Here is an 18,931-nt window from a genome sequence, read left to right as displayed (position 1 = left end):
CTGCGGCTGATCACGACGGCCGGTCACGGCGACTGATCACGGTATCTGCTCTCGGGGCTGATCACGGTATCTGATCTCGGGGCCGATCACGGGGGCGTCGCACGTGCTGCGCGCCGCGCGCCACCGGCGCGCAGCACGTGCGTCCAGCACAGCAGCAGCGCCGCCACCACGCAGACGGCGGTGAACGACAGCGGCGACACGGGGCGTCCGCCGCCTCCAACCTCCTGAACCGGAACCGGGCCGACAAGCCGTCCCGAACGGCGAGCATCGCCACCACGGCCACGCCCACCAGCCCGGTGGCGGCGAGTACGGCCGGCGCTGCTTGCAGCACATGCTTGCGGCCTGCCACAGGGCCGCCGCCAGCACCACGACGGCCAGTCCCCCGAGCCCGATGGCGGCCTCGTACGCCTGCCACAGCAGCGCCAGCGGCTCACCTCCCACCGGACGCGACCTCGCCCCGGACCCGGCCTTACCGCCATCAGGCGCGGCCTCCCCGTCAGGCGCGGTCTTCCCTTCGGGCGCGCGGCCCCACCGCCGTACTCGGCCTCACCGCTGAGTGCGGCCTTGTCGCCGGGTGTGGCTCCACGCCGGGACGGCTTCACCTCCAAGTGCGGCCTGGCCACCGCTACAGAGCGGTCTTGAGGAACGTTTCGATCGTCTCGGCGAAGCGGGACGGATCGTCGCGCCAGGGGAAGTGCCCGGCAGCGGGCAGGACGGCCTGCTCGGCGCCCGGAAGCAGCGCGGCGAGCCGGGAGGCGGCAACAGGCGGCGTGTTGACGTCGACCTCGCCTGCCAGGACGAGCACGGGCATGCGCAGCGCAGCCATCGCCTTCCTGGTGGCGGGAGGGTCGTACGCGGAACTGAAAACGGCGGCGGCCTCGTCGTTGCGTGCGGCGGCCTGGGACGCCTGGTAGCGCCGGGTCTCGTGGTCCCAGCGGCCGTGGAAGAAGGGGTCGATGACGTCCCAGTCGGTGCCGGTGCCGGCGACGATGGCTTCGAACGCCGCGTACGCCTGCGGAAACCACGGCTCGGCGGCGCGCAGGCGGGCGACCTCGAGGCGTTCCTGGCCGGTGACCTCGATGCCGGCGACCAGAGGGCTGGGGGTGACGAGGACGAGGGCGGCGACGCGGGCGGGGTGGCGGGTGGCGTACATGAGGGCGAGGTTGGTGCCCGCCGAGTGGCCGAGCAGGGTCAGGCGGTCGAGCCCGAGGTGGGCGCGCAGGGCTTCGACGTCGTCCACGAGCCGGTCGCACCGGTACGTCTCGGGGTCGTCGGGCGTGGCCGAATCACCCGTGCCGCGCGGGTCGAGCTTGACGAGCCTCCGGTGCGCGGACAGGCCGCCGAGGTCTTCGAGGTAGCCGGAGTGCTGCATCGGCCCGCCCGGCAGGCAGATGAGCGGGCTGCCTGAGCCGGACTCGTGGTAGGCGAGGGTGGTGCCGTCGAAGGCGGAGAAAGCGGGCATGGCGGAGAGCCTGACAGCGCCACACCACCCAAGGCAATCCGATATCGCCCCTCCACGAGGCATCCGACTCCGCCTCGGCCAAGGCATGGACTCGTCCCCCGCTTCCCGCCCGCCGACCTCGGCTTCGGCCGGCTGGGATTGGAGGAGCGGCTGCCATTGCGTGCTGGACGAGCGCCGGGACGCAGCGCTGCCGGCGTTCGGTGCCGGCTTGGGTCCACGTCTGGAGGCCGCTCGACGCGCTGCTGGACGGTGAAAGGCCGCGCTACGTGCTGCGCCGCGACGGCTTGTCCGTACGGACGCGGCACGGTCTGGCTCCCCCGCCGCCCGATCATGAGCTGATCCGGGCGTGAACAAGCTTTTGCCGTGCGCTGGCACAGGCTAGGGCTCTATCGGCGGACGTACGGGAAGGTTCGAGGTCGGACCGGCTCAAAACCACCGCACCGGGAGATGATCGTGCCACCCAAAGGCAGTAAAGCGTCCAAGAAAGCGAGCAGCCAGCCGTGGCTGCACGTGGACGGCACCGAGATCCAGGAATTCGGCACAGTGCGGATGTGGCCGCTGGCCCTGTCCGAGGAGGCCCGCCACTACTCCTGCGGGCGGCTGAACCAGATCCTGGCCGACACGCAGATCCTGTACGCCCTGTACAAGAAGCATCACTGGCTGATGCGCGGCCCCACCTTCTACCAGCTGCACCTGCTGCTCGACAAGCACGCCAAGGAGCAGCTGGAGCTGATCGACGAGATCGCGGAGCGGGTGCAGACGCTGGGCGGCATCGCGGTCGGCGACCCGCGGCACGTCGCCGAGATCACCGTGGTCCCGCGTCCGCCGAACGGCGCCGAGGAGGTGCCGGCGATGCTCTCGCGCCTGGTCGAGGCGCACGAGACCATCCTGCTCGCGGCGCGGGACGCGGCTTCGCGCGCCGCCGAGCTGGGTGACGACGGCACCAACGACCTGCTGGTCTCCGAGGTGATCAGGACCGGCGAGATGCAGGTCTGGTTCCTGGTCGAGCACCTCGTGGACACGCCGCTGGTCGAGACGCCGAGCGAGGGGGAGACCCGGGTTCCGCGCAAGACGACGAGCCGTACGGGCAAGTGAGGCGGGCCCGGCTCATCGCGGTGAGCCGGGCAGGCTTCATCTGCGGAAGCGGCTCCTAGCCGCGGCCGTAGCGGTCCTCGGCGCGCCAGAAGTACCAGGAGCCGATGACGAGCGCGAGGACCGCCCAGGCCAGGCACGCCGCCCACACCATCGGCGGCGGCGTGTGGCTGCCGATGAGGATGTCGCGCATCCACTCGATGTACGAGGCCGCCGGGTTGAGGTACATCACGGTCGCCACCCATTCGGGCAGCCCGGCGCTGTTGACCACCTTGTCGTGGATGGCGAAGAACACGCCTGAGGCGTACAACCAGGTGCGCATGATGAACGGCAGGAGCTGGTTGAGGTCGCGCACCTGGGAGCCGAGCCGGGCGAGGACGAGTCCGGCCCCGATGTTGAACAGCGTCTGCAGCACCAGCACGACGGGGATCATCAGCCAGAACCAGGTGGACGGCTCACCGGTGATCACCACGATGACCAGCAGCACGCTCATGGAGACGGCGAGCTGCTGCAGCTCCTGGATCGTGTACGCGAGGGGCAGCGAGGCGCGCGGGAAGTGCAGGGCGCGGATGAGCGACAGGTTCCCGGAGATCGACTTGGCGCCCGCGGTGGCCGTGCGCTGCGTGTAGGTGAAGACGAACATCCCGGTGAGCAGGAACGCCGGATAGTTCTCCACCCCGGCTCTGCCGCCCAGGATGAGACCGAACATCACGTAGTAGATGGCGGCGTTCAGCAGCGGGGTGATGACCTGCCAGAGCTGGCCGAGCGCTGAGCCCGAGTACTTCGAGACGTTACGTGATATGGCGTAGGTGAGGATGAAGTGCCGCCGCTGCCAGAGCTGGCGCAGGTAGACGGGGAACGGCGGCCGCGCGATGGCGGGGCGCAGGCCGTAGCGGCGGGCCAGCTCGGCCAGCGAGCCCGGCGCGGATTCTGCCGTCTCTTCCACGTGACTCATGAACACCTCGAAGCGTCGCGCTGGTCGTTCGCCTGTCGATCATCTCTCGCGTCGGGGCCGCCGGTCCCGTCTGAGTCCGGTGCGTCGCGGATTCGAGTGATTTCGACCGCCAGGTTAGACGTGACCGGCGGTCGGCTGTCTTCCCGGCCTCAGCCGCCCTGAGCTCAGGCGTCCAGCGCTCAGGGTGCCAGGGGTCAGGCGGTCAGGGATCAGGCAACCAAGGCTCAGGCGGCCAGAGCTCAGGCGGTCAGATAGGGGCGGAGTGCCTGGTCGATGGCCTCGGCCATCGCGGCGGGCAGCGGCCCGTCTCCGGTGAGCCCCCACAGGATGAGCGCGCCGTTGTAGGCCACGTGGACGGCCTTGGCGAGCGCGGCGGCGTCGGTGCCCGTGGCCAGCTCGCCGCCGGTGACGGCGGCGTCGAGCAGGGCGGCGATCTCGTCGCGTACGCGGCGGGCGTGCTCGGCGGCGTGTGCGCGGAACTCGGGGTCGGTGAGGTCGAGCTGCAAGAAGCCGAGGCTGCCCGCGAGGTCCTCCGGCGTGGCCACGCCTTCCGACAGGTGGATCAGCGCGGCGCGGAGCGCTTCCAGCGGCGAGCCGTGCTCCTGCCTGGCCTGTTCGAACGGACGCCCGGCCGTGTCGGCGGCGTGCGCGGCGAGCGCGAGCAGCAGTCCCCGCTTGGAGCCGAACCGCTGGACGAGCGTGGCGGGGGCGAGCCCGGCCTCGCTCGCGGCGGCGGCGAGCGTGAGGCCCTGGGGGCCGTGCCTGCCGAGCGCGCGGGCGGTGGCCTGGAGGATCGCCTCGTCGCTGGTCGTGCGGGGCCTGCCCATGGTGGTGCCTCCGGGGAAAACGCGTTACCGAATGTGCGTTCACTTACTATCGCACGTCCGGTACGGCCGGGTGCCGGGCCACCGCGTCAGGCCGATTCCCGGTCACCGCACCAGGCCGGCCCGGTCACCGCGGCAGGGTCACCCGGTCACTCCGGCAGGGTCACCCCGGTCACCGCGAACCGTTCGACCTCGGCGACGTGGCCGCCGGTCGAGGCGACGACGGTCAGCGTACGTCCGTGATCCGGCTTGAAGGACAGCGTGGCCGACCAGGGCGCCTTCTCGCCGCCCGCGGCCACGCAGCAGCGCTCGCCGAGCGGAGCGTCGGCGCCGGGGCGCAGGACGCGCAGCCTGATGCTCTCGTCCACGCCGGTGATGCGGCCGCCGACGGTCAGCGGCGACGTGACGGAGGCCCCGTACGCGGGCGTGGTGAGCGAGAGCGTGGTGTCGTCGGTGCCGACCACCTCCCAGGGTGCCTGGTCGCCGGAGCCGTACCGCATGAGGTGGACCACGGCCGCCACCATCGGCTCGGACCCCTCCCCCTTCAGCCCGACGTGGACGCGGGCGTGCTCGCCGTCCACGACCGTCTTGACGACCTGGTCGATCTCGGTGAAGCCGAGGAAGTCGCGGGAGAAGGCGATGGCGGTCTCGGCGGGGTCGAGGTGCCACGGCTGGTGCCCGTCCGCCTGGTAGGCGCGCTGCCAGGCGGCGACCTCGTCGGGGCCGGAGAACGGCCACAGCGGCTGGTAGCGGCCGGCGATGAGCAGGCGGGTGGAGGCCGAGGCGCCGGACTTCTGCGGGGCCGGCGAGGGCTTGCCCGAGGTGGGCACGGGAACGGTGGCCGACGGCGCGGGTGTGCCCGAGGCGGGCACCGGCGCGGTGGCGGACGGCGTGGGCTCGCCGCCCGGGCCGACCCTGGCGGTGGCCTGCCCGCCGGAGGCGCCTGCGCAGCCCGCCGCGCCGAGGGTGATCGCGGCCAGCAGGGGCAGCACGCGCCGGGTGATCGCTTCCATGCGGTACCTCCTGCTCAAGGGCCGTCTGATGAGGTAGACGTACCCGGGGCGGTGGTGGTTCGCGTCCGCGGCCTGCGAAGGTCCCGCCAGGTGAGGTCCAAGGTCCATGGCTGAGGCGGGCCTGCGCGGGTAGCGTCCCGGCATGACCACCTTCGACCTGACCGGCCTGCGGGCCGTCGTCTTCGACACCGACGGCGTGGTCACCGACACCGCCCGGGTGCACGCGGCGGCGTGGAAGCACGTGTTCGACGGCTTCCTGCGCGGCCGCTCCGCGCCGTTCGACGTGCCCGGCGACTACCTGGCTTACGTGGACGGGCGGCCGCGGCTCGACGGCGTGCGCACGTTCCTGGCCTCGCGCGGCATCTCGCTGCCCGAGGGCGGGCCGGACGACGAGCCGGGCGCGCCGACCGTGCACGGGCTCGGCCGGGCCAAGGACGAGCTGTTCGTCAGCGAGATCGAACAGCATGGCGTGGCCGCGTTCCCCTCGACGGTCGAGCTGCTGCACGACCTGCGGCGGCGCGGCTGCCGCACCGCGGTGGTGTCGGCGAGCAGGCACTGCCGGGCGATGGTGGCGTCCGCGGGCGTGCTGCACCTGTTCGACGTGCTGGTGGACGGCACGGACGCGGCCAGGCTCGGCGCGCCGGGCAAGCCGGATCCGGCGCTGTTCCTGGAGGCCGCGCGGCGGCTCGGCCTGCCGCCCCTGGCGGTGGGCGTGGTCGAGGACGCGGTGCCGGGCGTCGATGCGGCCCGCAGGGGCGGGTTCGGGCGGATCGTCGCGGTGGACAGGACGGGTACGCGGGCCGCCGCGCTGCTCGCCGCCGGGGCCGACGCGGTGGTGTCCGACCTGGCGGAGGCCGACGTCGCGGGGCGGGTGCCGGTGGGCCGGCGATGAGCGCCTGGACGCTGACGTACGAGGGGTTCGACCCCGAGAGCGAGGGGCTGCGCGAGGCGCTGTGCACGCTGGGCAACGGCCGCTTCGCCACGCGCGGCGCGACGCCCGACGGCGAGCCGCGCACGCCGGGCACGTATCTGGCGGGGTGTTACGACAGGATCGACTCGCTCGTGGCCGGGCACAGCGTCACCAACGAGGACATGGTCAACCTGCCCGACTGGCTGCCGCTGTGGTTCGCCACGCCCGGCGGCGACTGGTTCCGGCCGCAGACGGCCGATCTCCTGCTCTACCGGCACGAGCTGGACATGCGGCGCGGCGTGCTGCTGCGGGAGCTGCGCTGGCGCGACGATGACGGCCGCGTCACCCTCGTACGCCAGCGCCGCCTGGTGTCGATGGACGACCCGTACCTCGCGGCGCAGGAGAACACGTTCACCGCCGAGAACTGGTCGGGACCGCTGCGGGTGCGGGCCGCCCTGGAGGGACGGGTCGCCAACGAGGGCGTGGCCCGCTACCGCGACCTGCGCGGCGACCACCTGACCTGCCACGAGACCGGCTCTGAGGACCACCTCGCCTGGCTGACGGCCGTCACCCGCTCGTCGCGGATCACCGTGGCGCTGGCCGCCAGGATCGACGCCGAGACGGGCCCGCCGGCGCGGCCGGTGCTCGCGCGCGACCACATCGGCTCCGACCACGTCCTGGATCTGCCGGAGGGGCGGCCGGTCCGGCTGGTCAAGACCGTGGCGCTGACGTCGTCGCGCGACCACGCCTGCCACGACCCCCGCTCGTCGGCGCTGCGGCACGTGCGCAGGGCGCCGTTCTTCCCCGAGCTGCTGGCCCGCCACATGGCCGCGTGGCGGCGGCTGTGGAGCCGGGCCAAGGTCGACGTGGACGGCCCCGAACTGTCGCGGCTCGTCCACGTGAACATCTTCCACCTGCTGCAGACGCTCTCCCCGCACACCGCCGACCTCGACGCCGGGGTGCCCGCGCGCGGGCTGCACGGGGAGGCGTACCGGGGGCACGTGTTCTGGGACGAGCTGTTCGTGCAGCCCTGGCTCGGCCTGCGCCTCCCCGAGGTGTCCGAAGGGCTGCTGCGCTACCGGTGGCGGCGGCTGCCCGAGGCCAGGGACGCCGCCCGGCAGTCCGGGCTCGACGGCGCCATGTTCCCCTGGCAGAGCGGCAGCGACGGCCGCGAGGAGACCCAGACCCTGCACCTCAACCCCAGCTCGGGCCGCTGGCTGCCCGACCACTCGCGATTGCAGCGGCACGTCGGCCTGGCCGTCGCCTACAACGTGTGGCAGCACTACCTGGCCACCGGCTCGATGCCGCCCTGGTGCGCCGAGCTGCTGCTGGAGATCACCAGGTTCTTCGCCTCGCTCGCCACCGAGGTGGACGGCCGCTACGAGATCCGCGGCGTCATGGGGCCCGACGAGTACCACGAGTTCTGCCCGGGCGCCAAGCGGCCGGGACTGGACAACAACGCCTACACCAACGTGATGACCGCCTGGCTGATGCACCGCGCCCAGGAGACCACCGTCATCTGCCCCGACATCGTGCTGCGCCCCGGGGAGCTCGCCCGCTGGGAGGACGTCGGCGGCCGGCTGCGGGTCGACTTCCACGACGGCGTCATCAGCCAGTTCACCGGCTACGCCGGCCTCGACGAGCTGGACTGGAGCCGCTACCGGGGCGTGCGCCGGCTGGACCGGGCGCTGGAGGCCGAAGGCGACGACGTCAACCGCTACAAGGCGTCCAAACAGGCCGACACGCTGATGCTCTGCTACCTGCTGACCGCCGACGAGCTGACCGGGCTGCTCCAGCACCTCGGCTACCAGGTGGACGACGGCCTCATCCCCCGCACGATCGCGTACTACCTGAGGCGCACCAGCCACGGCTCCACGCTCAGCGCCGTCGTGCACGCCTGGGCGCTGGCCCGTCTCGACAGGGAACGGTCGTGGGAGTTCTTCATCGAGGCGCTGCAGAGCGACCTCAATGACGTCCAGGGCGGCACCACCGCGGAAGGCATCCACCTGGGCGCCATGGGCGGCACCCTCGACCTGCTGCAACGTTGCTACCTCGGGCTGGAGCCGCACCGCGACGGGCTGTACCTCGACCCGCTGCTGCCCGGCCGGCTCGGCCAGGTGTCCATGCCCGTCTGCTACCGGGGCCGGCGGCTGTTCATCGACGCCGACCACCACGAGGCACGCGTGAACGGGACCGCGTGCCGCACCTTCACGCTAGGAGACGCCATCATGTCCGGCACCGGCGACCTCGGACGACGCATCATCCACCACCGCGAACGCCTCGGCCTGACCCGCGAGCAGGTCGCCGAGCGCGCCGGCATGTCGCCGGGGTATCTCGAATACCTCGAAGAGCACGCCGACACGCCCGACGGCGGCGTGCTCTACCGGCTCGCCGACGCGCTGCAGACCACGGTGGACGAGCTGCTCGGCGGCGGGCAGGACCGGCCGCCCGGGCGCGGCCCCGCCACCGCGCACCCGACCCTGGAGACGCTGGACGAGGCCGAGTCGCTGCGGCTCATCGCGCCCGGCGGCATCGGGCGGGTCGCGTTCAACGGCTCGCACGGGCCGACCGTGCTGCCCGTCAACTACAAGCTGCACGACGGGGCCATCGTCTTCCGCACCGCCACGGGCGGGCCCATGGACCAGGACCTGCGTACGGGGCTCGAAGGCGTGGACATCGTCATCGCGTTCCAGATCGACCACATCGACGAGGCCGCCAGGGAGGGGTGGAGCGTGCTGATCCAGGGGCCGGCGCACCACATGCCGCCTGAGGACACGCCCGAGCTGGCCCGTACGGGCGTCACGCCGTGGGCGGGCGGCGACCGGCCGCTCTACATCCGCATCACGCCCCAGCACGTCACCGGCCGCCGCATCCACGGCATCTGACGCCGCGTCCCGCTCCCGAGGAAGATCAGGAGGTGGGGCGGCGGAGGGTGCCGATGACGGCGGTGGCGTCGAACTCTTCCGACGTGGCGACCCTGGCGAGCAGGCCCGCCGCCGACACCGCCGCGGCCGTGGCCGCCGCCTGGTCGCGGCTCGTCTCCACGAGCAGGCGCCCGCCGGGGGCCAGCCAGGAGGGGGCGCCGTCGATCACCCGGCGTACGACGTCCAGCCCGTCCGCGCCGCCGTCCAGGGCGGAGCGGGGCTCGTGCAGCCGGGCCTCAGGGGGCAGGAGGGCGAAGGATTCCGAGGGGACGTACGGCGGGCTGGCGATGAGGATGTCCACCCGGCCGCGCAGTGACGGGGGCAGGGGGTCGTACAGGTCGCCCTGGTAGACACACGCGCCGGGCAGGTTGCGGCGGGCGCAGCGCACGGCGGCGGGGTCGAGATCGGCCGCGTGCAGCTCCACCCGCCCGGCCGGCCCCTCCACCGTGCCCGCGAGGGCGGCGGTGATGGCGGCGCCCATCGCGCCGGTGCCGCAGCACATGTCGAGGATCACCGGCCTGCCCGGCACCTCGCGGGCCAGGGCGACGGCGCGTCCGATGAGGAACTCGGTACGGGGACGGGGGACGAACACGCCCGGCTCGACGTGGATGCGCAGCCCGCAGAACGACGCCCACCCGAGGACGTGTTCCAGGGGCTCGCCCGCGACCCGGCGTTCGAGCATGGCGGCGAGTGCCGCGCCGGTGGCGGCGGTGGAGACGAGCAGCGCGGCTTCGTCCTCGGCGAAGACGCATCCCGCGGCACGCAGCCTGGCGACGATGCGTTCGTTCGGGAGGGACGAGGAGGAGACTGGCATGGGAGCCTTTCGGGATGCCGTCGGGCGCTCCCGCGGTCACCTAGTCCCGGTGGGCCGCACGGTCGCTGGAAGGGAGCACCCGGCCTGACACGGCGGTGATGGGTCTCACCTCCCCGGGACGAACCCGGAGATCTAACGATCACGTCTGCGGACGTCACAGTACCAGAGCGCTTCTGGCCGCCCCGCGACCGGGCGCGGGGCGGCGAATCCGGGCCGGAGCAGAGCGCGGGACCGGGCAGGCGGTCAAGTCCGGGAGCGGGCAGGCGGTCAGGTCCGGGACCGGACAGGCGGTCAGGTGCGGCGGGCGAGGACGAGGTCGGTGGTGAAGGTCATGTCGAGGCCGTCGCCCACCAGCGCACCCATCTCCCCCAGTACCCGCTCCCGCACGTCCGGCGCGAGGATGCGGTACGCGGACAGGGTGCCGGCCAAGGTGACGAAGCGGGCGGTGTCGTAGCGCTCGGTCCAGGTGTAGCGGCGCCGGTCGAGGCCGGTGAAGCGGGGATCGGCGGCCAGCAGCCGATGGGCCTCCGCGGCGCGGTCGCCCTCGTCCTGGTGGAGGCTCTGGCTGGTGACGCCGTAGCGGTGGGCGAGCCGGACGAGGGCGGCGTGCAGCTCGGGGTCGGCGGGCACGTAGTGGCTCCAGAACAGCGCGAGCGCCCCGGAGGGGGCGAGCGCCGCGCAGGCGAGGTCCCAGCGCAGGTCGTGGTCCACCCAGTGCCAGGCCTGCGCGGAGTAGAGCAGGGCGAAGGGCCGATCCGGTACGTACTCCTCGAAGGTCCCGCTCACCACCCGCACGCCGGGGCACTTGGCGGTGAGCGCCGCCGCCATCCTCGGGTCGGGTTCGACGCAGGTCAGGTCGCTCACGCGGGCGGCGAAGCCGGCGGTGGCCTTGCCCGTCCCCGCGCCGACCTCCAGCACGGGTCCTGAGGGGGCGTAGTCCAGGACGTCGGTGACGAGCCGCTCGGGGTAGCCGGGCCTGGCGGCCTCGTACTGCTCGACGGCCTCGCCGAAGATCACGCTTCGCTTCCTGTCCACCGCCATGCGCTCCCCTTTCGTGGCCGGGCGATCGCCGATTCAATCACGCACGTACGAGACGATCATGACGGGGGCGCGGGAAAGGGATAAGGTCCGGTGACTGTGAGGAGTGAGCGCGACGAGCCGGTCGAGTACCGGCAACACCGGTTCCGTACGCCGCCGGGCGCGACCGAGGTGCTGCTGGTGCGGCACGGCGAGTCGGAGCCGGCCCGCCCCGACCGGCCGTTCCCCCTGGTCGACGGGCAGGGCGATCCCGCTCTGGCGCCGGAGGGCCGCGAGCAGGCCGAGCGGGTGGCGCTGCGGCTGGCCGCCGAGCCGATCGACGCGATCTACGTGAGCACGCTGCGCCGCACCTCCGAGACGGCCGCGCCGCTGGCCGCCCGCCTGGGCCTGACGCCGGTGGTGGAGCCGGAGCTGCGCGAGGTGCATCTGGGCGAGTGGGAGGGCGGGCTGCTGCGCCGCATGGTGGCCGAGGGCCATCCGCTGGCCCGCAGGATGTCGGCGGAGGAGCGCTGGGACGTGATCCCGGGCGCGGAGCCCGCGGCGGCCTTCTCGGCCCGGGTGCGTAAGGCGCTGGAGAAGCTGGCCGGCGCCCACCCCGACCAGCGCATCGTGGTGGTGACCCACGGCGGCGTGATCGCGGAGGCGCTGGCGGCGGCGAGCGGGTCGCGGCCGTTCGCGTTCCTGGGGGTGGACAACGCCTCGGTGTCGCACCTGGTGCTGACCGAGAAGCGGTGGATCCTGCGCAGGTTCAACGACACCGCGCACCTCGCCCCCACCTTCACCACCACCGCATCGCTGCCCACCTGAGAGGACCCGGGTGAAGAGACTGATCGCGCGGCTGTGGCGGAGCCTGCGCGGGTCGGTGCAGTGGCGGCTGCTCTACCTGACGCAGGACAAGTTCATGGTCGGGGTGACCGGGGTGGTGCGCGACCGCGAGGGCAGGGTGCTGCTGCTGCGGCACCGGTTCTGGGGGAGAATCGCCCGTGGGGACTGCCCACGGGCGGCGCGAAGCGCGGGGAGACGTTCGAGGAGACGGTCGCGCGCGAGGTGCGCGAGGAGACCGGGCTCGAGGTGCGGGTGGGCGAGCTGGTGCAGCTCAGGAGCGGGTTCCGGCTCAGGATGGAGGTCGCGTACGCGGCCGTGTACGAAGGCGGCGGCACCCTGCGGCTGAATTCGATGGAGATCCTCGAGGCCCGCTGGTGCGACCCCGGCGACCTGCCGGAAGGACTGATCCCGTCGCACCGCGCCCTCATCGAGGCGACCCGCTGAGGTCAGCGATCGACGGCGTGGCCGAGCGACCAGTCGGCCCCGAAGGAGCCCTCGAGGCGGTGCCGCGAGCCGGGGTGGAGCAGCCGGGCCACGCTCACCAGCACATCGCCTGACCAGGTGCGGCGGCGTACGAGCAGGCACGGCTCGTAGCGGCCGATGCGCAGCAGCCGGCGTTCGGCGGCGTCGGCGAGCACGGCCTCGACGATGTGCTCGCCCCTGGTGAGCGGGGCGACCTCGTTGAGGTAGGCGTGGGGGGTCTGCCGGGTGAAGTCGCGCTCCAGGTAGCCTGGCACGGCGGCCGGGTTGACCAGGCGGTCTTCGAGCTGGATCGGGGTGTCCTCCTCGAAGTGCACGATGAGCGAGCGGTAGAGGACCGGCCCGGCGGCGTCGCGCAGCTCGGGGTCGGCGCCCTCCGACGACTCCTCGCGCACGAAGACCACCTCGGTGCGGTGGCGGTGGCCGTGGCGGCGGATGTCGTCGGCGATGTTCCTGACCTGGAGCAGTGCGGAGGCGGCCTTGGGCACGGCGACGAACGTGCCGACGCCCGCCCTGCGCTCGATGAGCCCTTCGTGCATGAGCTCGCGCAGGGCGCGGTTGATGGTCATGCGGGACAGGCCGAGCGCGCTGACGAGCTGGTGCTCGGAGGGAAGCTGCTGGCCGTGGGCCCAGCGGCCGGAGCGCACGCCGGCCGCGATGACCTTCTTGACCCGCTCGTACGCGGGCGCCGACGCGGGTCCGAGCTGCTGGAACTGGGCGGCGAGCTCGGACTCGACCACCGAGATGGGCACCATGTCGCGGCGGATCCTCGGGTCGGGGGACAGCGGGCGGAGAGATCTCCGTGACCGATGACCGAAGTTTATCTTCCCTCCCAGGGTAGCGATCTGTATATACAGGACTGTACATTTCCCCTCGAACCCCCGTATCCCCCAGGGTGCGTGACGCGCGAGAGGCGGACCGCCATGAAAGACCACCAAACCCTGGGCGCGGCTCCAGCCGTGGAGCGCCGGACGATCGACGTGATCCCGGACGCCGAGCGGCACGGCACGCCGCGCAGCCAATTCACTCTCTGGTTCGGCGCGAACATGCAGATCACGGCGATCGTGGACGGCGCGCTCGCCGTCGTGTTCGGCGCCGACGCCCTCTGGGCGATCATCGCCCTGCTGATCGGCAACGTGCTCGGCGGCGCGGTGATGGCGCTGCACTCCGCGCAGGGGCCGCGGCTCGGCCTGCCCCAGATGATCTCCAGCAGGGCGCAGTTCGGCGTGCTCGGCGCGGTCCTGCCGCTCGTCCTCGTCGTGCTGATGTACCTGGGCTTCGCCGCCACCGGCAGCGTGCTGGCCGGGCAGGCGCTCGCCCGGGTCCTGCACCTGCCGACGACCGCGGGCATCCTGCTGTTCGGCGTGCTGACGGCGATCGTCGCGGTGACCGGCTACCGGCTCATCCACAGCGTCGGCAGGATCGCGACCGTGGTCGGCATCGCCGGCCTCGGCTACCTGCTGGTCAAGGTGTTCACCACGTACGACGTGGGCGCCGTCATCGGCGCCAAGCCGTTCGAGGTACCGACGTTCCTGCTGGCCGTGGGGCTGGGCGCGGCCTGGCAGCTGACGTTCGGCCCGTACGTCGCCGACTACTCGCGCTACCTGCCGCGCAGCACCAGCGAGCGGGCCACGTTCTGGGGCACGTTCCTCGGCAGCGTGATCGGCTCGCAGTGGGCGATGTCGCTGGGCGCGCTGATCGCGGCCGTCTCGGGCGCGGTGTTCGTCGGCGACCAGGTCGGGTTCGTCGGCGAGCTGGCCGGGCCCGCCGCCATCGCGCTGCTCATCTACTTGGTGATCGTGGTGGGCAAGCTGACCGTCAACACGCTCAACGCCTACGGCGGCTTCATGTGCCTGCTGACGACGGTGACCGCGTTCAACGGCCGCTCGCGCGTCTCCCCCGTGGTCCGCGCCCTGTACATCGTGGGCTTCACCGCGGTCTCGATCGCGGTGGCGCTGCTGGCCAGCGCGGACTTCCTGGACAACTTCAAGAACTTCGTGCTCGCGCTGCTGATGGTGTTCACGCCGTGGAGCGCGATCAACCTCACCGACTACTACCTGATCTCCAAGGAGCGGGTGGACATCCCCGCCCTGTACGACCCGGCGGGACGCTACGGCCGCTGGAACATGACCGCGCTGGTCAGCTACGCCTTCGGCGTGGTGATCCAGATCCCGTTCCTCGCGCAGAAGCTGTACACGGGCCCGATCACCGAGCTGCTCGGCGGCGCCGACATCTCGTGGATCGTCGGCCTGGTGGCCACCGCCGCGCTGTACTACCCGTGGGCCAGGCGTACCTCGAAGCCGCCCGTGGAAATGATCTATCCGTCCTCCGAGCCCGTACAGGCTCGCTGACACAGCCGACAGACAGAGAGGAAGCATCATGGAAGGCGCACGCCCGGTCAGGGCCGCCCGCGGCACCGAGCTGACGGCCCTGGGCTGGCAGCAGGAGGCCGCGCTGCGGATGCTGCAGAACAACCTCGACCCCGAGGTGGCCGAGCACCCCGACGACCTGGTCGTGTACGGCGGGACCGGCCGCGCCGCCCGTGACTGGCGTTCCTTCGACGCGATCGTGCGGACGCTGCGCACGCTGAAGTCCGACGAGACGATGCTGGTGCAGTCGGGCCGCCCGGTCGGCGTGATGACGACGCACGAGTGGGCGCCGCGCGTGCTGATCGCGAACTCGAACCTGGTCGGTGACTGGGCGACGTGGGAGGAGTTCCGCCGTCTCGAGGCGGCGGGCCTGACCATGTACGGCCAGATGACCGCGGGTTCGTGGATCTACATCGGCACGCAGGGCATCCTGCAGGGCACCTACGAGACGTTCGCCGCGGTGGCGGCCAAGCGGTTCGGCGGGTCGCTCGCCGGCACGATCACGCTGACCGCCGGGCTCGGCGGCATGGGCGGCGCGCAGCCGCTGGCCGTCACCATGAACGGCGGCGTCGCGATCTGCGTGGAGTGCGACCCGTCGCGCATCCAGCGCCGCCTCGACCACGGCTACCTGGACGTCCAGGCCGACGACCTGGCGCACGCGCTGCGCCTGGCGACCGAGGCCAGGGACGCGCGCAGGCCGCTGTCGATCGGGCTGCTCGGCAACGCCGCCGACGTGGTGCCGCGCATGCTGGCCGAGGGCGCGCCGATCGACGTGGTGACCGACCAGACGAGCGCGCACGACCCGCTGGCGTACCTGCCGCTCGGGGTGGCGTTCGAGGACATGGCGGCCGAGCGGGACAAGGACCCGGCCGGCTTCACCGAGCGGGCGCGCGCGTCGATGGCGCGGCACGTCGAGGCGATGGTCGGCTTCCAGGACGCCGGCGCCGAGGTGTTCGACTACGGCAACTCGATCAGGGGCGAGGCGAAGCTGGCCGGTTACGACCGGGCCTTCGACTTCCCCGGGTTCGTGCCCGCCTACATCAGGCCGCTGTTCTGCGAGGGCAAGGGCCCGTTCCGGTGGGCGGCGCTGTCGGGCGACCCGGCCGACATCGCGGCGACCGACCGGGCGATCCTGGAGCTGTTCCCGGAGAACGAGCCGCTGGCCCGCTGGATCCGCATGGCCGGTGAGAAGGTGCACTTCCAGGGCCTGCCGGCGCGGATCTGCTGGCTCGGCTACGGCGAGCGGGACCGGGCGGGCGAGCGCTTCAACGACATGGTGGCCTCGGGCGAGCTGCGCGCGCCGATCGTGATCGGCCGCGACCACCTCGACTGCGGGTCGGTGGCCTCGCCGTACCGGGAGACCGAGGGCATGCGCGACGGGTCCGACGCGATCGCGGACTGGCCGCTGCTCAACGCCATGGTGAACGTGGCCTCCGGCGCGTCGTGGGTGTCGATCCACCACGGCGGCGGCGTCGGCATCGGCCGGTCCATCCACGCCGGGCAGGTGACGGTGGCCGACGGCACCGCGCTGGCCGGGGAGAAGATCCGGCGGGTGCTCACCAATGACCCGGGGATGGGCGTGATCCGGCACGTGGACGCCGGGTACGAGGAGGCCGAGGAGGTCGCCCGCCGCACCGGCGTGCGGGTGCCGATGAAGGAGTCCTGATGCCGTCGTCGTTCCAGGAGATGTGGGCGGAGCTGCTGCCGGTGGGCCGGCACGCCGGCTCCGGCGGCTACCGGCGCTTCGCCTGGACCGGCGCGGACGCCGAGTGCCGCGCCTGGTTCCGCGAGCAGGCGCAGGCGCGCGGCCTCGCGGTCGAGACCGACCGCAACGGCAACCAGTGGGCCTGGCTGGGCGATCCGGCGGCGGGCGACGCCGTGGTGACCGGGTCGCATCTGGACTCGGTGCCGGACGGCGGCGCGTTCGACGGGCCGCTCGGCGTGGTGTCGGCGTTCGCCGCGCTGGACGAGCTGGCGGCGCGCGGCGCCCGCCCGTCGCGTCCTGTCGCGGTGGTGAACTTCGGCGACGAGGAGGGCGCCCGGTTCGGGGTGGCCTGTGCGGGTTCGCGGCTGACGGCCGGTCAGCTCACGCCGGAGCGGGCGGCCGCGCTGCGCGACGCCGACGGGGTGACGCTGGCGCAGGCGATGGAGCGTGCCGGCGACGACCCGGAGGCGATCGGCCCCGACGACGAGCGGCTGGCCCGCGTCGGCGTGTTCGTGGAGCTGCACGTCGAGCAGGGCCGCTACCTCGCCGATACCGGCTCGCCGGTGGGCGTGGCGTCGGCGATCTGGCCGCACGGGCGGTGGCGCTTCGACTTCCGCGGCGAGGCCAACCACGCGGGCACCACCCGCATGCAGGACCGTCGCGACCCGATGCTCGCCTACGCCGCGACCGCGCTGGCCGCCCGCGAGCGGGCCGCGGCGGCGGGCGCGCGGGCCACGTTCGGCAAGCTGCTGGTCGAGCCGAACGGCGTGAACGCGGTGCCGAGCCTGGTGCGGGCCTGGCTGGACGCGCGGGCCGCCGACGAGGACGCGCTCGCCGGGCTGCTCTCCGGCATCGAGGAGGCGGCGCGCGAGCACGCCGCCCGCGAGGGTGTGGAGGTCGGGCTGGAGCGCGAGTCGTTCACGCCGGTCGTGGACTTCGCGCCCGCGCTCCGTGACGAACTGGTGCGGCTGCTGGCCGCGCGCCGCGCGTACGAGGTGCCGGTGCTGCCCACGGGCGCCGGGCACGACGCGGGCATCCTGGCGGCGAAGGTGCCGACGGCGATGCTGTTCGTCCGCAACCCGACCGGGGTGTCCCACTCCCCCGCCGAGCACGCTCGCGAGGACGACTGCGTGGCCGGGGTGGAGGCGCTGGCCGACGTGCTGGAGGGGCTGGCATGCCGGTGACGTTCTTCGCCGAGCACGCCTGGGTCGGGGGCGCGGTCGCCTCAGGGGTGGTGATCGAAGTGTCCGGCGGGCGCGTCTGCGGCGTCCGTACGGGCCTCGCCGCTCCCCCGCCCGGGGCCGAGGTGCTGCGCGGGCTGACGCTGCCCGGCCTGGCGAACGCGCACTCGCACGCCTTCCACCGCGCGCTGCGCGGCATCGCGCAGCGCGGCTCCGGCACGTTCTGGACCTGGCGGGAGACCATGTACGAGGTCGCCGGGCGGCTCGACCCCGACGCGTACCTGGAGCTGGCCAGGGCCGTCTACGCGGAGATGGCGCTGGCCGGGATCACCTGCGTCGGCGAGTTCCACTACCTGCACCACGCCCCCGGCGGCACGCCGTACGGCGACCCCAACGCCATGGGCGAGGCGCTGATCGAGGCGGCGGCGCAGGCCGGGATCAGGATCACGCTGCTGGACACCTGCTACCTGTCGTCGGGGTTCGGCGCGCCGCCCGAGCGGCACCAGCTCCGCTTCAGCGACGGCGACGCGGACGCGTGGGCGGCCCGCGCGAGCGAGCTGAAGGAGCGGGCGCACGCCCGCATCGGCGCGGCGGTCCACTCGGTACGCGCGGTGCCCGCCGAGCAGATCGCGACCGTGGCGCGGTGGGCGGCCGAGCGCGACGCGCCGCTGCACGTGCACCTGTCGGAGCAGCCCGCCGAGAACGAGGCGTGCCTGGCCGCGCACGGCCGCACCCCGGCAGGGCTGCTGGCCGACAGTGGCGCGCTCGGCCCGCGTACCTCCGCCGTGCACGCCACCCACCTGACCGGCGGCGACATCGCCACGCTGGGCGGCTCGGGCACCACGGTCTGCATGTGCCCCACCACCGAGCGGGATCTGGCCGACGGCATCGGCCCGGCCGCCGACCTGGCCGCCGCCGGGTCGCCGATCAGCCTGGGCAGCGACAGCCACGCCGTGATCGACCTGTTCGAGGAGGCGCGGGCGGTGGAGCTGGACGAGCGGCTGCGCACGCTGCGCCGCGGCACGTGGAGCGCCGCCGCGCTGCTGCGCGCCGCCACCCTCGACGGGCACGCGAGCCTGGGCTGGCCGGAGGCGGGCCGGATCGAGGCGGGCGCGCCCGCCGACTTCGTCACGGTCGCGCTCGACTCCGTCCGCACGGCGGGGCCGCCGCCGGAGCTGGGCGCCGAGACGGCGGTGTTCGCCGCGTCCGCCGCCGACGTCCGGAACGTCGTGGTCGGCGGCCGTCCCGTCGTCCGCGACGGTGCGCACCTGCTGGTGCCGGACGTGCCCGGCGCGCTGTCCCGTGCGATCGCCCGCGTCACCCGCCCTTAGCATCCCGC

Annotated in this window: 16 protein-coding genes; 9 read left to right on the top strand and 7 right to left on the bottom strand. The window is 73.1% G+C overall.

All coding sequences use genetic code 11. From position 1 onward, the window contains the following. Positions 1 to 625: 625 nt before the first annotated feature. Entirely contained in the window at positions 626 to 1,462 is an 837-nt protein-coding gene (locus ACFMQL_RS32040) for an alpha/beta hydrolase (RefSeq protein WP_364052495.1), read from the bottom strand. A 453-nt stretch (positions 1,463 to 1,915) separates the two neighbouring features. On the opposite strand from ACFMQL_RS32040, the gene ACFMQL_RS32035 reads away from it, so the two are divergent. After that, positions 1,916 to 2,557: a Dps family protein gene (locus ACFMQL_RS32035; RefSeq protein WP_378788485.1), complete on the top strand. Its 642-nt coding sequence runs from the start codon at positions 1,916 to 1,918 to the stop codon at positions 2,555 to 2,557. A gap of 55 nt (positions 2,558 to 2,612) precedes the next feature. Here the strand turns inward: ACFMQL_RS32035 and ACFMQL_RS32030 are convergent, their stop codons facing one another. From ACFMQL_RS32030 to ACFMQL_RS32020, 3 genes are all read right to left on the bottom strand, one after another. Further along, positions 2,613 to 3,509, bottom strand: a complete 897-nt coding sequence (locus tag ACFMQL_RS32030; RefSeq protein WP_378788483.1) for an ABC transporter permease — start codon at positions 3,507 to 3,509, stop codon at positions 2,613 to 2,615. 239 nt (positions 3,510 to 3,748) lie between these two features. Then, positions 3,749 to 4,336, bottom strand: coding sequence for a TetR family transcriptional regulator (locus ACFMQL_RS32025; RefSeq protein ID WP_364052504.1), 588 nt, complete (start codon positions 4,334 to 4,336; stop codon positions 3,749 to 3,751). A gap of 146 nt (positions 4,337 to 4,482) precedes the next feature. Then, positions 4,483 to 5,346, bottom strand: a complete 864-nt coding sequence (locus ACFMQL_RS32020) for a hypothetical protein (RefSeq protein ID WP_378788481.1) — start codon at positions 5,344 to 5,346, stop codon at positions 4,483 to 4,485. 142 nt (positions 5,347 to 5,488) lie between these two features. On the opposite strand from ACFMQL_RS32020, the gene ACFMQL_RS32015 reads away from it, so the two are divergent. Continuing rightward, positions 5,489 to 6,238 carry an HAD family hydrolase gene (locus ACFMQL_RS32015; RefSeq protein ID WP_378788479.1) on the top strand — a complete coding sequence of 250 codons (750 nt, stop codon included), beginning with the start codon at positions 5,489 to 5,491 and terminating at the stop codon, positions 6,236 to 6,238. After that, positions 6,235 to 9,141, top strand: coding sequence for a pyridoxamine 5'-phosphate oxidase family protein (locus tag ACFMQL_RS32010; RefSeq protein ID WP_364052513.1), 2,907 nt, complete (start codon positions 6,235 to 6,237; stop codon positions 9,139 to 9,141). Before ACFMQL_RS32015 ends, ACFMQL_RS32010 begins: the two co-directional genes overlap by 4 nt. 25 nt (positions 9,142 to 9,166) lie before the next feature. On the opposite strand, the gene ACFMQL_RS32005 is transcribed toward ACFMQL_RS32010, so the two are convergent. Then, positions 9,167 to 9,994 (bottom strand): putative protein N(5)-glutamine methyltransferase, encoded by an 828-nt coding sequence (locus ACFMQL_RS32005; RefSeq protein ID WP_378788477.1) that lies wholly within the window; start codon positions 9,992 to 9,994, stop codon positions 9,167 to 9,169. A 291-nt stretch (positions 9,995 to 10,285) separates the two neighbouring features. Further along, entirely contained in the window at positions 10,286 to 11,035 is a 750-nt protein-coding gene (locus ACFMQL_RS32000; protein ID WP_364052519.1) for a class I SAM-dependent methyltransferase, read from the bottom strand. Between the two features lie 90 nt (positions 11,036 to 11,125). Here ACFMQL_RS32000 and ACFMQL_RS31995 point away from each other — a divergent pair, with 90 nt between their 5' ends. Both ACFMQL_RS31995 and ACFMQL_RS31990 read left to right on the top strand, forming a co-directional pair. After that, entirely contained in the window at positions 11,126 to 11,839 is a 714-nt protein-coding gene (locus tag ACFMQL_RS31995; protein WP_364052522.1) for a histidine phosphatase family protein, read from the top strand. Between the two features lie 33 nt (positions 11,840 to 11,872). Beyond that, positions 11,873 to 12,301 (top strand): NUDIX domain-containing protein, encoded by a 429-nt coding sequence (locus ACFMQL_RS31990; RefSeq protein ID WP_378788475.1) that lies wholly within the window; start codon positions 11,873 to 11,875, stop codon positions 12,299 to 12,301. A gap of 2 nt (positions 12,302 to 12,303) precedes the next feature. Here ACFMQL_RS31990 and hutC read toward each other — a convergent pair whose 3' ends face one another. Then, positions 12,304 to 13,092 carry a histidine utilization repressor gene (gene hutC / locus ACFMQL_RS31985; RefSeq protein WP_378788473.1) on the bottom strand — a complete coding sequence of 263 codons (789 nt, stop codon included), beginning with the start codon at positions 13,090 to 13,092 and terminating at the stop codon, positions 12,304 to 12,306. A 168-nt stretch (positions 13,093 to 13,260) separates the two neighbouring features. On the opposite strand from hutC, the gene ACFMQL_RS31980 reads away from it, so the two are divergent. From ACFMQL_RS31980 to ACFMQL_RS31965, 4 genes are read left to right on the top strand one after another with little or no spacing between them, the layout of a single operon-like run. Beyond that, the gene (locus ACFMQL_RS31980) at positions 13,261 to 14,688 is read left to right on the top strand and encodes a purine-cytosine permease family protein (RefSeq protein ID WP_378788471.1); all 1,428 of its coding nucleotides are present in this window, start codon (positions 13,261 to 13,263) and stop codon (positions 14,686 to 14,688) included. Positions 14,689 to 14,716: 28 nt separating this feature from the next. After that, positions 14,717 to 16,372: a urocanate hydratase gene (gene hutU / locus ACFMQL_RS31975; protein WP_364052534.1), complete on the top strand. Its 1,656-nt coding sequence runs from the start codon at positions 14,717 to 14,719 to the stop codon at positions 16,370 to 16,372. Next, positions 16,372 to 17,595, top strand: a complete 1,224-nt coding sequence (locus ACFMQL_RS31970; RefSeq protein ID WP_378788469.1) for an allantoate amidohydrolase — start codon at positions 16,372 to 16,374, stop codon at positions 17,593 to 17,595. The genes hutU and ACFMQL_RS31970 overlap by 1 nt, the downstream gene beginning before the upstream one ends. Then, positions 17,586 to 18,923 (top strand): formimidoylglutamate deiminase, encoded by a 1,338-nt coding sequence (locus ACFMQL_RS31965; RefSeq protein ID WP_378788468.1) that lies wholly within the window; start codon positions 17,586 to 17,588, stop codon positions 18,921 to 18,923. The genes ACFMQL_RS31970 and ACFMQL_RS31965 overlap by 10 nt, the downstream gene beginning before the upstream one ends. The last annotated feature ends 8 nt before the right edge of the window (positions 18,924 to 18,931 follow it).

Origin of the sequence: Nonomuraea fastidiosa, from assembly GCF_042751225.1 — a bacterium.
GTDB lineage: Bacteria > Actinomycetota > Actinomycetes > Streptosporangiales > Streptosporangiaceae > Nonomuraea > Nonomuraea fastidiosa.
The sequence above is the reverse complement of the archived record's forward strand: the minus strand, read 5'-3'. Positions and strand labels throughout refer to the sequence as shown.

Coding starts and splice junctions, on each gene's coding strand:
- ACFMQL_RS32040 (WP_364052495.1), bottom strand. CDS start 1,462: ATGCCCGCTTTCTCCGCCTTCGACGGCACCACCCTCGCCTACCACGAG.
- ACFMQL_RS32030 (WP_378788483.1), bottom strand. CDS start 3,509: ATGAGTCACGTGGAAGAGACGGCAGAATCCGCGCCGGGCTCGCTGGCC.
- ACFMQL_RS32025 (WP_364052504.1), bottom strand. CDS start 4,336: ATGGGCAGGCCCCGCACGACCAGCGACGAGGCGATCCTCCAGGCCACC.
- ACFMQL_RS32020 (WP_378788481.1), bottom strand. CDS start 5,346: ATGGAAGCGATCACCCGGCGCGTGCTGCCCCTGCTGGCCGCGATCACC.
- ACFMQL_RS32015 (WP_378788479.1), top strand. CDS start 5,489: ATGACCACCTTCGACCTGACCGGCCTGCGGGCCGTCGTCTTCGACACC.
- ACFMQL_RS32010 (WP_364052513.1), top strand. CDS start 6,235: ATGAGCGCCTGGACGCTGACGTACGAGGGGTTCGACCCCGAGAGCGAG.
- ACFMQL_RS32005 (WP_378788477.1), bottom strand. CDS start 9,994: ATGCCAGTCTCCTCCTCGTCCCTCCCGAACGAACGCATCGTCGCCAGG.
- ACFMQL_RS32000 (WP_364052519.1), bottom strand. CDS start 11,035: ATGGCGGTGGACAGGAAGCGAAGCGTGATCTTCGGCGAGGCCGTCGAG.
- hutC (WP_378788473.1), bottom strand. CDS start 13,092: ATGGTGCCCATCTCGGTGGTCGAGTCCGAGCTCGCCGCCCAGTTCCAG.
- ACFMQL_RS31980 (WP_378788471.1), top strand. CDS start 13,261: ATGAAAGACCACCAAACCCTGGGCGCGGCTCCAGCCGTGGAGCGCCGG.
- hutU (WP_364052534.1), top strand. CDS start 14,717: ATGGAAGGCGCACGCCCGGTCAGGGCCGCCCGCGGCACCGAGCTGACG.
- ACFMQL_RS31970 (WP_378788469.1), top strand. CDS start 16,372: ATGCCGTCGTCGTTCCAGGAGATGTGGGCGGAGCTGCTGCCGGTGGGC.
- ACFMQL_RS31965 (WP_378788468.1), top strand. CDS start 17,586: ATGCCGGTGACGTTCTTCGCCGAGCACGCCTGGGTCGGGGGCGCGGTC.